We start from the raw sequence: 15,270 nt of genomic DNA, 5'->3' as shown, positions 1-15,270 counted from the left end.
GATCTTATCACGATCTATTAGGGAAATATTTTTAAACTAAATCAGAAAATTTAACCTGAGTAATTTATGAATATCAATAGGATATGACCTACGTTCTCTGACCTAAAATTGACACGTCGCACCGCACTATTTTTAATAGCCAGCATTCATTAAGGCGACAATAGTTAATTCTTCGACGGACAGGGATATAATCATGTTGAAATCTGATATTAAAACCACTCATATTTTTGGGGTTTTATGGTTATATTTTTTTTGTTTTTCAACCCAAGCAATAACTTTCACACACAATCCCAACGCTACAAGCTCCTGCTATTACAACTTACCAGAGCTTGCTCCTCTGTCCGTTCCAAGAACCTTGGTCGTGGATAATAATCTGCCAAACGGCACCGTGCTATATAGCTGGGGATATAATGAGTTCATTCCCAACATTAATAGTTATTGTACGGGATTGCCAGTATCATCTACGCTCCCTTCCACCATATTATTCTTTTACCCTGCAGGGCAACATGCCTTTTCAGGCGGAAGTAACGGCGCTTACCCAACGCGGATCCCTGGTATTGGAATAAAATTTTATTTTACCTACACGGCCAGAGGCGCTAGCGCCAGAAGCACTACACTCAACACATCTGCAGCACAGGCAAACGGTTCTATTCTTTCACCTTCAGAACCACTCAACGTTGAATATACTTTGCTCTATAACATTATGTTTCCACCTGTTGGTGTTGAATTCAGGTCGGACATAATATCTTCCAACCCACTTAGTTATTCTTATAGCCAACAGGCCAACCACATAAACTATTCAATTCGCGCTGAACTGATTAAAATAGGAACCATACCTTACAGTTCAACACTCTTATCATCTCCCCTATTCATGAATAATCCCCCCTCAGTCAGGGTAAATAACAGCTACACTAGCGTATCCAATGTAATTGGCGGTGGAGGAATTAGAATTGTTCCGCCGTCCTGCCAATTAAAAAGCTCAACCGACTATTCCATCAATATGGGCCGTTGGCTTCACAGCGGCCCCAACACACTCCAACCCGGCATATCTCTTCCCGCTTACGGTCCGACCAAACCTATCAACATTAGCCTTGAATGCTCCAGCAAGCTGAACAATGTTTACTTCCGATTTGAAGACACCGGTACAGTAAAGCTGAGTAATAAAAATATCAGTCTCTACGACGATAATGGAACCAAAATTGATGGAATAGAAATCGAAATGCTTTACAACGGCAGCCGCATCAACGTGGACAACTCAACCAAGACTAATGTAGGCAGTCAAGGAACGCTTAATACCAATCCTGCAGAGATTACCTTCAACAGCCAATCCACCATCCCCTTCACCGCCCGCTACGTGCAACGTAGCGCGATTCAAAAAGGCGGCGTCAGCTATACCGGGTCGGTGACGGGCAAGGTGAATATGTATGTGACCTACCAGTAATCCCTACATTATGGGCGGCGCATATCCGCCCAATCTGTATTTTCGACTTAAATATCTTATAAAATTCAGCGCAATAGGCCGCCAACAATTCGCACTTCAGAGTAAACAAGTGAATCTATCTATCAAAACAGGTAGTTTTACCATTAAATAAGCGCATAACGAGCTAATCATTGCGCCATTACGTTCCAAAATAGAAAAAATAACCTGGCGCATTTATTCTTATCAATAAGATAGCAACATCCTATTTATCTCTCAAATTGACATATCGGCAGCTCGATAGATTTAATAGCTGCCATAGAAAGGGCTGGAAAGGGTTAAAAGACTCATTAATTTTCTAATAACCGTAAACGATAAAGCACAGGTTGAGATAAATTAAAAGTAACGCGTCATTATTTCCAATGACCAGGCCATCATTATTAACCTCTCCGGAGCCTTCCACAAAGGGATGATAGATTATGTTGAAATCTTATGCCAAGATCATTTATATATTAGGTTCTGTCGGGCTGTGTTATTTTTCATTTATCCATACGGCTCAATCGGTGACGTTCACCTATAACCCTAATGCGACAAGCATTTGCTACTACAATCTACCTGAACTTGCCCCTTTATCGGCGCCAAGGACGTTGGTTGTTGACAACACATTACCCGTCGGTGCTGAGCTATATCATTGGGGATATAACGAGTTTATTCCCAATATTAACGCCTACTGCCAGTCAAGCGGAAAACTTCCAACGCCTACTGGTATTATATCTATGTATTTTTTCCCCGTGACGGGTATAGCTCCGGACGCTAATGGCGTTTATCCAACCTCTATTTCTGGCATTGGCATAAAATTTTATTTTACCTATACGTCCAAAGGAACCAGCATTTATTCGAGTCCCTATGCGACGACGAGCCTACTTGGGGGAACGGGTAATTGGTTGGCAGCCAATGAACCGCTCAACATAGAATACTCTTTTACCGCGGACATGATAGGTTCGCGGTTCTACAATGACATTCAAAACTCTTCTAATTATTATCTTTCCCAGCAGGCTAATAACGCCGCTTATTCCATTCGGGCTGTATTGGTTAAAACAGGCAGCATAGGTTACAGCTCAACACCGCTATCGATGTCTCGTGCTTCTACCGTTCAAGTTGGTGGTCTTAGCGGCAATCTTCCCGTCCCCAACGTCATTGGCGGTGGGGGTATCACCGTCATTCCTCCCGCATGTCGACTAAAAGCCTCCACCGACTACACCATTAATATGGGGCGCTGGGTTCACAGCGGCCCAGGAAGCCGCCAGCCGGGCGTATCTCTACCTGCCTATGGTCCGATCGTGCCTGTCGACATCAATCTGGAGTGTTCTGGTCGCGTGGACAACATTTCCTTTAGGTTTGAAGACGTTGGCTCATCTCCGTTGACCAATAACAACATTAGCCTGTATGACAGCGGCGGCACTAAAATTGACGGACTGGAAATCGTCCTGTTTTACGGCAGCAACAAGATAAATGCAGATAACGTATCCCAAGTTGGTCTTGGCAGCTGGGGAGAAACAAATACCAATCCCAAAGATACTTCATTCAAACCATCCATTGCCCGCTTTACTGCCTATTACGCCCAGCGTGCGCCTATTCAAAGAAACGGCGTCAGCTACACCGGGCCGGTGACGGGGAAGGTGAATATGTATGTGACCTATTACTAACGACCGTACCAAAGGCTGTGAATCTACTGCTCGAAATATCAGGCGTTCATTCAGATCGAATATAGAATCTTCTCTAACGAAACAGCGATGTTAAAGCCGTACCGAGGCAGGCGATAACGTCATCAGTCGACCTCCCCATTTGCATATGTATCGTGGCGCCATCCAGCGCCATGACGCTGGCCGCCAGCAGCGTCGGATCGGCAATCTTCCAATGAACGCCCAAGGCTTCCTGAACGGCAAGCTTATGATCGCGGGTCAGTCGCTCAACGTCAGGCAACATCTCACCTATTTCTGACGTCGCATTTAAAAACGCGCAGCCGCGAAAATCAGGCATACCTCCCCAGTCCCTAAGCGTGTAAAGCAGCGCATTGATATTACCGACTCCCGCTTGTATATGCCGGACCATCTCGCCGTTAAACCAGTCCATCCAGAGAGCGTGTCGGTATTCGAGATACGCCAGAATCAGGGCATTTTTACTGGGGAAGTGACGATAAAACGTTACCTTCGTTACCTGGGCCTGCTCGATAATTTTATCGATGCCAGTGGCTCGTATCCCATGCAGATAAAAAAGCTCATGCGCTGTATGCATGATTTTCTCTTTCGCACTGCGCTTATCCGACACATCTGTTTTGACGTTCATCTTTTTTACCATTGACACGTTTATGCAATGGGCCTAGATTACCACCATGTAGACAGATCTGTCTACATACAACTAACGAGGATTTTGTTATGAATAACCGCCCTCCACTTCCCCCATTTACCCATGAAACCGCACGTCAAAAAGTTCGCCTGGCCGAAGACGGCTGGAACAGTCGCGATGCGGAAAGCGTCTCCCTCGCCTATTCACCGGACACCCAGTGGCGAAATCGTACGGAGTTTGCTAGCAATCGCGGCGAGGCCAAAGCATTTCTTCAGCGCAAATGGAAAAAAGAGCTGGAGTATAGGCTGATCAAAGAGCTGTGGGCTTTCGAAGGTAATAGGATTGCCGTTCGTTATGCCTATGAGTGGCACGATGACTCTGGCAATTGGTTCCGTTCTTACGGCAATGAAAACTGGGAGTTTGCAGCAGACGGATTAATGCAACGCCGCTACGCCTGTGTCAACGATATGCCGATTAAAGAATCGGAACGCCTTTTTCACTGGCCTCTGGGACGTCGTCCTGACGACCACCCAGGCCTGAGCGACCTCGGTTTATAGCGCATCAATATTAAGATGTCACTGTAGGCGATCTGCGTTCCAGGTTTTGCCCCTCTAATACCGATTGCCGGCAACGGCGTGAAACGCTCTTCACGCCTCATAAGGCTTTATATCAATTGATGAGGGCTAGTAACCGGCTAACTTAACATGCATGCGGTCTATTGTTAGCCACAGTGCGAGCTAATCCATAGTAAAAAATGAAAGCGCCTCAAAAATCGAACGAGGCGCATTATTACTGCGGATCCTGTATCGGAACAGGAATAACGTATCGGCCCTTTTTCTTTATTTATATTATTCATCCCCTAATAAAAACGGGCTCATCGCTGAATGCCTTTTATAATTCTCCGTCGCCAAAATGTGATTCGACGTCGCATAGCAATACCGACAGCCGTGCAGGCAGGTGTTATAGGCGCCGATATCGACGCTTTTCACGCAGCCGCATCCCTTCCGCTGGCCTCTATCTTTTGCCGAGCTTACCTCTATCGCAAACAGCTGCTTTAAAAGCGCCTCGTCGATGCACTTGCCGTGCGCAATGCCTACGTTGGTTAAATCCATCGGCTCTGCACAGCTAAAAATCTCCATACCGTTGGCGCGAGCAATCTCGGCAAGCTCCCGCGCCAACGACTGACACAGGCTGGCATCCTGAGCGATATCGGTATAAATAAGCGAAGGCGTCGCCTTTAAATTTCTCGCCGTTTTGGCGTAGATATCGGCAAAGCTGATAACAACGCGCCGGCAGTAGCCGTTCAGGCTTTCAGCCAGCTTGCCGAACAGCCGCAGATGCTCGTCAAACGGCAGCAGGTTGGAAAGAAGAATGGGATCGTAGCGCCACACTACCTTTTCTTTGCCTATTTGGTCGGAAAGCCGCTTAAAAACCTCAAGGCTTTTTAAAGGATGCAGCGTCTTGGCCTCCAGCGCGCGCGGATAGCCGGTCAGCGTGTATTGAAAATAGTATCGATAGCCCAGCGAGTCCAGCTCCGGCAAATACGACATCAGCCGGGTTGGATTGCGAGTCCAGAAGACGATAGCGTCAACGTCTTCGACGGCCAGAGAAATTCGGCTAATCTGGCGCGGATTAAACGGGTTTCGATTCAACAAAAAACCCGCCCTGACGCGCTGGATAAACCAGTCGGAGTAAAAAGCGGGAATGTCCGTTCGGCGGCTTGCGCTGATAATCATGCGAGTTTCTTGTTTATCGCTTTGCGTCAGATGGCCACTTTAAGCATTACCATCCCAACAAGCAACAGCGCAAGCCCTGCCCAGCCCTTTCCGTTTAGGCGCTGGCCAAACATTATCCAGCCGGCGGCTACGGTAGCCGCAATACCAAATCCGCCCCACAGCGCGTAGGCAATGGCTAGGTCCATCCCCTTCACTGCCTGCGCCAGCGCGCTGAACGCGCCGAGCACGCAGGTAAGGGAAAGCAGGCCAAGCCAGACTCGCTTAAAGCCGTCAGACAGTTTTAAAAATACGTTGGCGACAATTTCCAAAACGATAGCGAGCGCTAAAAACGCAACGTGGTAGATATCAAGCTGCTGCATGATTGCTCTCCCGCTTGTTACCCTGCGTTTTAGCAACGCGGGTACCCTGCTTGATAAGCATAATACCTAACAGCAGCGTACCGAGCCCAAGCGCCTTCATCGGTGAAATCGCTTCGTCAAAAATCAGGGCGCTAAACAGAGTAATCAGCACCACGCCTACGCCTTCCCACAGCGCGTAGGCAACGCCTAGGGCGACGCGCTTAACGGAAAGCGACAGCAGGATATAAGAAAGGGTTATCATCACATACATAACGACGTGCCCAGAAATATGCCCGGTTTCGCTGGCATATTTCATCGATAGCGTACCGATAACCTCGCTTACGATCGCCAGAAATAAAAAGAACCAATAAATCATGTTATTTTCTCCGCTAAATTTTTATAGGCATATTTCCGCAAAAAAGAATTAGCGAATTTATTTCGAATAAGAAACAAATAGAGACCAATCGTTTTTATAGCAGAAAAACGCTTTTTAATTATTCGTTAGCTAATGAATAAATTAAAAAATAATTCGTTAGCCAAAAGCCAGGAGAAAGACGCTAACGCTCGGCGCTCCAGTTGAGCAGGCTGGCGAGTACAGAAGAAATGAAGAAAACGAAGGTAGATGTTTGCAGTAAAGAACGTTGTATAGACGTCATAATAAGTTGGTTGTCAGTCGTGTAAAAAACCACGATTTGCTCTTACCCCTCCCGTAATATGGTTAGCGACTCTATTTCTACCATGCCAAAATGGCGAAATCAAATAAAGAAACGCATTTTATTTATAAAAGCACCGCCTGTTCCGTGGCCAATTTAATGAAACGGCTGCTTTGCTGCATAAAAAAGCCGCCTGCGTTTAGCGTCAGGCGGCTTTTTATTGACAAGCGGCGCTTAGCCTTTAGCGTGAGCTACCGCTTCGCTGGCAAGCTCGGTGATGCGCTTAAAGTCGCCTTTGGCGATAGCGTCAGTTGGAACGAACCATGAACCGCCGACGCACAGCACGCCAGGCAGAGCCAGATAGTCGCGGCAGTTGGCAAGCGAAATCCCGCCTGTCGGGCAGAAGCGAACCTGCGGAATAACGCTGCTGATAGCCTGCAGCGCCTTCACGCCGCCGTTGGCCTCGGCTGGGAAAAACTTGAACTCGCGCAGGCCGTAGTCCATACCGAGCATCAGTTCAGACACGCTGCTAACGCCGGGAATAAGCGGAATGTCGCCGTCAACCGCCGCCTGCAGCAGGGGTTCTGTCAAACCGGGGCTGATGGCGAACTGGCCGCCGGCTGCCGCAACGTCGGCCAGCTGCTGCGGAGTAAGCACCGTACCCGCACCGATAATGGCTTCCGGTACCTCTTTGGCAATGGCGCGGATCGCGTCGAGGGCGCAGGGAGTACGCAGCGTCACTTCTAAAACGCGTACGCCGCCGGCAACCAGCGCCTTTGCCAAAGGAACCGCGTCCTTTAGCTCTTTAATCACGATGACGGGCACAACCGGCCCGGCGGATAAAATGCTTTCTGCGCTCGTTTTCCAATTTTTCATTTATTGAGTTCTCCAGGTGGCCGGTTGATACTCTTGGTATGCCGCAGCCGTTAAAAATAGCGCGCGGCGGGCGGCCGCACGCGGGGTTCATACTCTACGTCAGGCCGACCAAAACACGTCAACCGGCGTTTTAGTTTGATGCAGTATCGCGCGCACGGGCATCTCGTTAACGTCGTCTCCCGCCTGCGCCTGATGATAAACGGCCCGCTTATTCTCACCGACTAAGTGAAGAAAAATCTGGCGGCTGTTAAGCAGCGCGGGCAGCGTCAGCGTCAGCCTGTCTAACGGCGCCGTCAGCGGCGTCATGCCAATGCACAGGCGTTTGGACGTCATATTCAGCGCGGCGGCAAGATTGTCCGCGCCGGGAAACAGCGACGCGGTATGGCCGTCGTCGCCCATCCCCAAAATGACGACGTCAAACGGTTTGGCTATCTCTTCAAGCGCCTTTTCAACGTCGTCCACGTCGCTAAACGGCGTTGGGCTGGCGTTCTTTAACGGCACAAAGCGCGCCGCCTTTGCCGCATCGCGCAGCAGGTTTTCACGAACCAGACGTCCGTTGCTTGACTCATCGTCTTCATCTACCCAGCGTTCGTCCGCCAGCGTTATCGTCACTCGCGTCCAGTCTAGCGGATGCTGGCTGAGCAGCTTGAACAACCCCAGCGGCGTCTTTCCGCCGGAAACCACCAGACTTGCCTGTCCCTTTTCCTTAATCCCTTGCTGTAACGTAGCAACGATACGCTGAGCCAGCCGGCGGTTTAACTCGTCTGCGGTAGGAAAGCTCGTTAAATTGGCCATGGCGTTCACCCTTTATCTCTTTTTATCCACCTGATTTCGGCGATCCGTCGGTCGCCGATGCATAAATCGGCTCGGCGATTTTGCTATTCGAACTCGCTCCACGAGCGGCCATCGCGAGTAATCATCGCAACAGAAGCGACCGGCCCCCAGGTACCCGACTGGTACGGCTTGGGCGGTTCGTTATCCGCAGCCCAAGCGTCCATAATAGAATCAACCCACTTCCAGGCCTCTTCTACTTCGTCACGGCGCACGAACAGCGCCTGAATGCCGCGCATGGCCTCCAGCAGCAGGCGCTCATAGGCGTCGGCGACGCGCTGCTCGTGGAAGGTGTCTGAGAAACTCAGGTCAAGCTTGGTGGTTTGCAGGCGATGCTTGTGATCGAGCCCCGGCACTTTATTAAGGATCTGTACCTCAACGCCTTCATCCGGCTGCAGGCGAATGGTCAGCGTATTCGGCGGCAGCGACTGGTAAGAGTCGCGGAACAGGTTCATCGGCGGATTCTTAAAGTAGACCACCACTTCGGTACACTTGGTCGGCAGACGCTTACCGGTTCTCAAATAGAACGGTACGCCGGCCCAGCGCCAGTTGTCGATGTCGACGCGAATAGCGACAAAGGTTTCCGTATTACTGCGCTTGTTGGCGCCCTCTTCTTCCAGATAACCGGGCACTTTCTGCCCCTGAACGAAGCCCGCCGTATACTGACCGCGAACGGTTCTTTCACGTACGTTAGTGTGATCGATGCGCCGAAGCGAACGCAGCACCTTAACCTTTTCGTCGCGGATGCGGTCGGCGCTGAGATCGACCGGCGGCGACATGGCAATCATCGTCAGAATTTGCAGCAGGTGGTTTTGCACCATGTCGCGCATCTGGCCCGCTTTGTCAAAGTAGCCCCAGCGGCCTTCAATGCCGACCTCTTCAGAAACGGTGATCTGCACGTGATCGATGGCCGAGTTGTCCCACTTGGCGGCAAACAGCGAGTTGGCAAAGCGCAGCGCCAACAGGTTCAATACCGTTTCTTTACCGAGATAGTGGTCAATGCGGTAAACCTGCGATTCGTCAAAATACTGCGCAACCTGATCGTTGATTTCCTGAGAAGACTTCAAATCTGTTCCCAGCGGCTTTTCCATCACCACGCGGCTGGGAAACTTGCTTAGGCCGGCTTCGCCCAGTCCGCGGCAAACGGCACCGAACGTGCTTGGCGGCATAGCGAAGTAGTTGATGGTAATTCGGCTTTCCTGATCGAGCATCTCTCCCAGGCGAGTAAAGCCGGCGCCGTCGTTAACGTCCAGATTGCAAAAGTCCAGACGCTGGCTCAAACGCTGCCAGACTTCGGCGTCAACCGCCTCTTTCATGAAGGTTTTCAGCGCGGTTTCAACGACCTCAATATAGGCAGCCTTATCCCAGTCTGCCCTTCCCACGCCGATAATGCGGGTATCGATATGGATATGCCCCGCTTTCTCCAGCTGATAAAGGGAAGGCAGCAGCTTGCGGCGGGCCAGGTCGCCCTTTGCGCCAAAAATAACCAAGTCACACGCCTGAGCGATTGAATCATCCACCATGACAGTCTCCTCAATCGACCGCAGCTTTGTCTCTTTTGCGGTCTGAAGTTCTTGTAATTTTATTACATAAGTACTCTACTCTTTTACTTTACTGACGTAAACAGTCAAAAGAAAAAGCGTGCCTCATATAATAAAACGCCGTTTCAATAGGCTTAATGCGTTAAAACTGCAAGAGTTTTATCTCGTATTCGCCCTATTTTTTATCGCGTTCTTGTCAAAATAAGACCGCGATCAAAGTTCGTGAAAAAAAATTACAAAAATGCGTTTTTGTCGCGACGCGCGCTTTTACGCCATAGTATATTTTCATAAAACCAAGATTGGTTTCTCCTTTAAATGTAATAGGTAAAAGAGCGCGAGGCAGAAAAGAGATGTTGGAAAGAATTCATCAATGCCAAGATTCACTGAGTAAATCGGAGCAGAAAGTCGCCGATGCCATCCTCGCCGCGCCTCAAACGGCCATTCATTCCAGCATTGCGACGCTGGCCAAGATAGCAAACGTCAGCGAGCCTACCGTTAACCGCTTTTGTCGACGGCTAAATACGAAGGGGTTCCCTGACTTTAAGCTGGCGCTGGCCCAAAGCCTCGCGAACGGAACGCCCTACGTTAACCGCAACGTGAGCGAAAACGACGCCACCGACGCCTTTACCTACAAAATCTTTGATTCCGCCGTCGTCAGCCTTAATATGGCGAAAAGCAGCCTTGACATTATAGCCATTAATCGCGCCGTTAACCTGCTGATCGCGGCGAAAAAAATCTCGTTTTTCGGCTACGGCGCCTCTTCCGTTGTCGCTCATGACGCCATGAACAAGTTCTTTCGCTTCAACGTGCCGGTCATCTACTTTGACGACATCGTTTTACAGCAGATGAGCTGCATGAACGCGAACGCCGGCGACGTCGTGGTGCTGATCTCACACAGCGGCAGGACGAAAAACCTGGTTGAGCTGGCGGAGATCGCCATTAAAAACGGCGCCACCGTTATTGCCATAACCTCTCAGGGAACGCCGCTGGCAAAAGCGGCAGATCTTGCCATCCTGCTCGACGTGCCGGAAGATACCGACGTTTATATGCCGATGGTCTCTCGCCTTGCTCAGCTCACGATTATCGACGTTCTGGCCACCGGCTTTACGCTACGCAACTCACAGGCCAAGGACAGCCTGAGGCGGGTAAAAGACGCCCTGAAAGAGTCTCGCTTCGACAAAAAGTAACCTTTTGTCATTAACGTTTTCGATCGGGTCGCGGCGCGTCGTGAAACGAGGCAGCATCGATTTGTGAAGTGATTGAGATAATGGTATAAAGCCTGACGGTATTAGAGCCTGTTTAAACGGGCCCGCCATACGAGAAACGAGAAATATACGACAAAAAGCAGCAACCTCAGGTATCACCCTACCTGATTTTCTACCAACAGCTAGAAAATGGCGGTCAAGCGCTATCGGCCGCATAAATGGAGTTACTCATGTCCAGAAGGCTTAGAAGAACCAAGATTGTTACCACGTTAGGCCCTGCAACTGACCGTGACAATAACTTAGAAAAGGTCATTGCAGCAGGCGCCAACGTTGTTCGCCTCAATTTCTCCCACGGTTCCCCAGAAGATCATCTCCTCCGCGCTAACAAAGTTCGAGAAATCGCCGCCAAGCTAGGCAAACACGTCGCTATCCTCGGCGACCTCCAGGGCCCCAAAATCCGCGTATCCACCTTCAAGGAAGGCAAAGTTTTTCTTAACATCGGCGATAAATTCCTGCTTGATGCTAACCTTTCCGTTGGCGATGGCGATAAAGAAAAGGTCGGCATCGACTATAAAGGGCTGCCGTCCGACGTAGTTCCCGGCGATATCTTGTTGCTGGACGACGGGCGCGTACAGCTCAAGGTATTAGACGTTCAGGGTATGAAGGTGTTCACTGAAGTGACCGTCGGCGGCCCGCTTTCCAATAATAAAGGTATCAATAAGCTGGGCGGCGGCCTGTCGGCAGAAGCGCTGACCGATAAAGACAAGGCCGACATTCTTACCGCGGCTAAAATCAACGTTGACTACCTGGCCGTTTCCTTCCCGCGCACCGGCGAAGACCTCCACTACGCCCGCCGACTGGCGCGCGACGCCGGCTGTAACGCCAAAATCGTCGCAAAAGTCGAACGTGCCGAAGCGGTATCAACCGATGAAGCGATTGACGACATCATTCTCGCCTCGGATTCCATTATGGTGGCCCGCGGCGATCTCGGCGTTGAAATCGGCGATCCGGAGCTGGTTGCCGTACAGAAGAAGCTTATCCTTCGCGCGCGCCAGCTCAACCGCACCGTGATTACCGCCACGCAGATGATGGAGTCGATGATCACGAACCCAATGCCGACCCGTGCGGAAGTGATGGATGTCGCCAACGCGGTGCTTGACGGTACTGACGCCGTGATGCTGTCGGCGGAAACTGCCGCCGGCCAATATCCGGCAGAAACCGTCGCTGCTATGGCCCGCGTTTGCATCGGCGCGGAAAAGATGCCGCGTCTTAACGTCTCCAAGCACCGTATGGACGTTCAGTTCGACAACGTTGAAGACACCATTGCGCTGTCGACCATGTACGCCGCTAACCACCTGAAGGGCATTAGCGCGATTATCGCCATGACCGAGTCCGGCCGCACGGCGCTCATGATGTCCCGCATCAGCTCCGGCCTGCCGATTTTCGCTATGTCTCGCCATGAGCAAACGCTGAACCTGTGTGCGCTTTATCGTGGCGTAACGCCGGTGCTGTTCCCCGGTGACTGCGACGGCCTTACCGCCGCAATGGCCGCAACCAATCTTTTGAAGGAAAAGGGCTTCCTGATGTCCGGCGATCTGGTCATCATCACCCAGGGCGACGTGATGGCGCTGGTCGGCAGCACCAACACCTGCCGTATTTTGCGGGTTGAATAATTGTTGTTCTGCTTATAATGAGAAAAGGGCCGATTTCGGCCCTTTTCTTTATAGTTAATCTCGTTGGCTACTTTTTCTTTCTCGGCCACAGATCCCTTCTTTTATAGGGCTGGATCTCCCCGTTTCTGCGCGTCTTGATAAACTTGAGGATCCAAACGTACTGTTCGCGATTTGGCATCACCAGCTTTTCCAGCTCTTCATTCATTCGACGGGCAATGGTCGGCGAATCCGCATCGGCGATGTCGTCCATCGGCGGATGGATATAGATATCCAAAATCCCCTCTTTCGCACGATACACGGGAAACAGCGGAACGATCGCCGCGTGGCACACCTTCATAAGGCGCCCCACCGCGGGCATCGTGGCCTTATAGGTGCCAAAGAAATCCACAAACTCGCTGTGCTCCGGACCGTGATCCTGATCGGGGAGATAATAGCCCCAGAATCCCTGACGAACCGAACTGATGAAGGGCTTTATGCCGTCGTCCCGGGCGTGCAGTCGGCCACCGAAGCGGCGGCGGGCCGCGTTCCACAGCCAATCGACCAGCTCGTTTTTCTGATTATGAAACATGGCCGCCATTTTCTGCCCCTTCGCAGCCAATAGCATAGCGGGTACGTCGACGCTCCAGCCATGAGGCACCATGAAAATCACGTTGCGACCGGCGGCGCGCATCTCTTCCATCACCTCTTCGCCGTGCCAGCGTACCCTTTTAAGCAGATAGTCCGGGCTGCGCACGGCCTGCTCAACCATCAGCAGCATTGACTGGGAGGCGGTGGCAAACATATCGTCAATTAAGGCTTCCCGCTCGCGTTCTTCCATTTCGGGAAAGCAGTAATAAAGGTTAATTCGCGCTCTTCGGCGAGCGTCGCCCGAAAAGCGGCCAACCCACTTGCCGAGCGCCCCCAGCAGCGGATTTCTTATCTTGGCTGGAACAAAAGCCAAAAGCAGCATGGCGCCGACGCCAAGCCAGACTCCCCAATATTTGGGAAGAAAGAAAGACTTCTTGAAAACCGGAATAAACTCAACGTTTGAACGAGATTGTTTCTGCATGCCAAAAGCTCATTAAGTCGACGAACCGCGTCCGCCTTTATCATTATTGAATTATTACTCGTTATACTTCGAGTATATACTCTTCATACTTCAAGCTGCAGGTGCGTTGGCTACGCTCGTTCACCCGAATCACTTACTTATGTAAGCTCATCGGGACTCTCTCCCTTGCCGCCTTCCTGCAACTTGAATTATTTCGAGTATAGGCCGTGTCCTTAAGACACAAAAGAAAACGCTGCCAGGATCGTTAGCAGCGTTTTCTCTTTTTCTCCAAGATCTAGAAAGTTAGCTGCGGCACAACTTCTTTCACCAGAGCGACATATTCAGCGCGATCTTTACCCGCCAGGCCGTCGGAACGAGGCAGCGTCGCGGTCAGAGGGTTAACCGCCAATTCGTTGACCCACAGCTCATAGTGCAGGTGCGGCCCGGTTGAACGTCCGGTATTGCCCGATAGCCCAATGCGATCGCCGCGCTTCACTTTCTGTCCCGGCTTCACCAGAATCTTATTCAGGTGCATATAGCGGGTGCTGTACTGACGGCCGTGGCGGATAGCGACATAGTTGCCCGCTGCGCCGCTGAACTTGGCGACCACCACTTCGCCGTCGCCGACGGCCAATACCGGAGATCCGATAGGCATTGCAAAGTCAACGCCCTTATGCGGAGCGACTCGGCCAGTGATCGGGTGCAGGCGACGCGGGTTAAACTGGGATGAAATCTTATACTGCTTGGTGGTCGGGTAACGCAGGAAACCCTTCGCCAGCCCGGCCCCGTCCTTATTATAGAACTTGCCGTCGGTAGAGCGGATAGCGTAATAGTCTTTGCCGCCGCTTTGCATTCTGACGCCCAGCAGCTGGCTGTTTTCATTCTTGCCGTTCAGCTTCTCTCTGGAAAGCAAAACGGAGAAGCGATCGCCCTTGCGCAGCTTGCGGAAGTCGAGCTGCCACTGCAGCGCCTTCGTTACCGCGTTGATTTCGCCGTTCGTTAAGCCCGCGGCGCGCGCGCTGGAAACAAAGCTGCCGTCCAGAGTGCCGACAACTACGTCGTTTTTCCATTCTCCCTTTAAAACGTCTACCGTTTCTTTAAACGCGCCGTCGACGCGTTGATAGGTTCGGGTTTCCCGGCGAGAAACGACCCAGGTCAACGCCTGCAAATCGCCTTCTTCGTTCAGCGTCCAGCTCAGCTGCTGACCAATCTTCAGGTTAGCCAGCGCGCTGTTTTTGTTCGTCAGCAAATAGACGTCGGAGGAATCGATGCCGAACTGGGTAAGAATGCTGCTTAACGTATCGCCGCTGGACACAACGTACTCGTTGGGCGCACCCGCGTCGCCAATCTTTTCGTCCAGCTCGTCTTTAGGAATATCGTCATCCGGCGTCGGCTGGTCCATCGGCTCGGAGTTGTCTACCGCGGCCGTCGAACCATTGGCGGACTCATTGGGAATGGGGATAGTCGGGAGCGGAATAAACCTCTCGCCCTCTGAAGCAGGCTTATAAATAGCGGCCTGCCAAACGAGTGCACTCCAGGTGAGAAACAGAAGAGCCCCAAAAGTCAGCTTATGGGGCATAGGTAAATTGTTATACTTTACGGCAATCGAGCGAACCACTTGCAGCAC

The 15,270-nt window shown here is 51.1% G+C and carries 14 protein-coding genes; 5 read left to right on the top strand and 9 right to left on the bottom strand.

The annotated features are described in order from the left end of the window. Positions 1 to 193: 193 nt before the first annotated feature. The gene (locus tag V8L73_RS08750) at positions 194 to 1,441 is read left to right on the top strand and encodes a fimbrial protein (RefSeq protein ID WP_347254649.1); all 1,248 of its coding nucleotides are present in this window, start codon (positions 194 to 196) and stop codon (positions 1,439 to 1,441) included. Between the two features lie 455 nt (positions 1,442 to 1,896). Further along, a complete protein-coding gene (locus V8L73_RS08745; RefSeq protein WP_347254648.1) occupies positions 1,897 to 3,123 on the top strand; it encodes a hypothetical protein in 1,227 nt (408 codons plus the stop codon). 73 nt (positions 3,124 to 3,196) lie between these two features. Here the strand turns inward: V8L73_RS08745 and V8L73_RS08740 are convergent, their stop codons facing one another. Then, complete coding sequence (locus V8L73_RS08740) at positions 3,197 to 3,763, bottom strand: TetR/AcrR family transcriptional regulator (RefSeq protein ID WP_027273335.1); 567 nt, start codon at positions 3,761 to 3,763, stop codon at positions 3,197 to 3,199. Positions 3,764 to 3,852: 89 nt separating this feature from the next. On the opposite strand from V8L73_RS08740, the gene V8L73_RS08735 reads away from it, so the two are divergent. Beyond that, positions 3,853 to 4,320 (top strand): DUF1348 family protein, encoded by a 468-nt coding sequence (locus tag V8L73_RS08735; protein ID WP_027273336.1) that lies wholly within the window; start codon positions 3,853 to 3,855, stop codon positions 4,318 to 4,320. A gap of 291 nt (positions 4,321 to 4,611) precedes the next feature. Here V8L73_RS08735 and V8L73_RS08730 read toward each other — a convergent pair whose 3' ends face one another. The 6 genes from V8L73_RS08730 to zwf all read right to left on the bottom strand — a co-directional run bounded on the left by V8L73_RS08730 (position 4,612) and on the right by zwf (position 9,720). Then, positions 4,612 to 5,499: a DUF1848 domain-containing protein gene (locus V8L73_RS08730; protein ID WP_347254647.1), complete on the bottom strand. Its 888-nt coding sequence runs from the start codon at positions 5,497 to 5,499 to the stop codon at positions 4,612 to 4,614. Positions 5,500 to 5,525: 26 nt separating this feature from the next. After that, positions 5,526 to 5,858, bottom strand: coding sequence for a multidrug/spermidine efflux SMR transporter subunit MdtI (gene mdtI, locus V8L73_RS08725; protein ID WP_347254646.1), 333 nt, complete (start codon positions 5,856 to 5,858; stop codon positions 5,526 to 5,528). Further along, complete coding sequence (mdtJ, locus tag V8L73_RS08720; RefSeq protein WP_027273338.1) at positions 5,845 to 6,213, bottom strand: multidrug/spermidine efflux SMR transporter subunit MdtJ; 369 nt, start codon at positions 6,211 to 6,213, stop codon at positions 5,845 to 5,847. Before mdtJ ends, mdtI begins: the two co-directional genes overlap by 14 nt. Positions 6,214 to 6,724: 511 nt before the next feature. Further along, positions 6,725 to 7,366 (bottom strand): bifunctional 4-hydroxy-2-oxoglutarate aldolase/2-dehydro-3-deoxy-phosphogluconate aldolase, encoded by a 642-nt coding sequence (locus V8L73_RS08715; RefSeq protein ID WP_027273339.1) that lies wholly within the window; start codon positions 7,364 to 7,366, stop codon positions 6,725 to 6,727. Positions 7,367 to 7,465: 99 nt separating this feature from the next. Then, positions 7,466 to 8,161, bottom strand: a complete 696-nt coding sequence (gene pgl, locus V8L73_RS08710) for a 6-phosphogluconolactonase (protein WP_347254645.1) — start codon at positions 8,159 to 8,161, stop codon at positions 7,466 to 7,468. 83 nt (positions 8,162 to 8,244) lie between these two features. After that, positions 8,245 to 9,720: a glucose-6-phosphate dehydrogenase gene (gene zwf, locus V8L73_RS08705; RefSeq protein WP_027273341.1), complete on the bottom strand. Its 1,476-nt coding sequence runs from the start codon at positions 9,718 to 9,720 to the stop codon at positions 8,245 to 8,247. A 368-nt stretch (positions 9,721 to 10,088) separates the two neighbouring features. On the opposite strand from zwf, the gene V8L73_RS08700 reads away from it, so the two are divergent. Together V8L73_RS08700 and pyk are read left to right on the top strand one after the other, a co-directional pair. Next, entirely contained in the window at positions 10,089 to 10,925 is an 837-nt protein-coding gene (locus V8L73_RS08700; protein ID WP_347254644.1) for a MurR/RpiR family transcriptional regulator, read from the top strand. Positions 10,926 to 11,173: 248 nt separating this feature from the next. Beyond that, entirely contained in the window at positions 11,174 to 12,616 is a 1,443-nt protein-coding gene (gene pyk, locus V8L73_RS08695; RefSeq protein ID WP_347254643.1) for a pyruvate kinase, read from the top strand. 67 nt (positions 12,617 to 12,683) lie between these two features. Here pyk and lpxM read toward each other — a convergent pair whose 3' ends face one another. Then, positions 12,684 to 13,664 carry a lauroyl-Kdo(2)-lipid IV(A) myristoyltransferase gene (gene lpxM / locus V8L73_RS08690; RefSeq protein ID WP_027273344.1) on the bottom strand — a complete coding sequence of 327 codons (981 nt, stop codon included), beginning with the start codon at positions 13,662 to 13,664 and terminating at the stop codon, positions 12,684 to 12,686. Between the two features lie 274 nt (positions 13,665 to 13,938). Continuing rightward, positions 13,939 to 15,270: a murein DD-endopeptidase MepM gene (gene mepM / locus V8L73_RS08685; RefSeq protein WP_027273345.1), complete on the bottom strand. Its 1,332-nt coding sequence runs from the start codon at positions 15,268 to 15,270 to the stop codon at positions 13,939 to 13,941.

Source organism: Leminorella grimontii, from assembly GCF_039789245.1.
In the GTDB taxonomy this organism is placed as follows: domain Bacteria; phylum Pseudomonadota; class Gammaproteobacteria; order Enterobacterales; family Enterobacteriaceae; genus Leminorella; species Leminorella grimontii.
The sequence above is the reverse complement of the archived record's forward strand: the minus strand, read 5'-3'. Positions and strand labels throughout refer to the sequence as shown.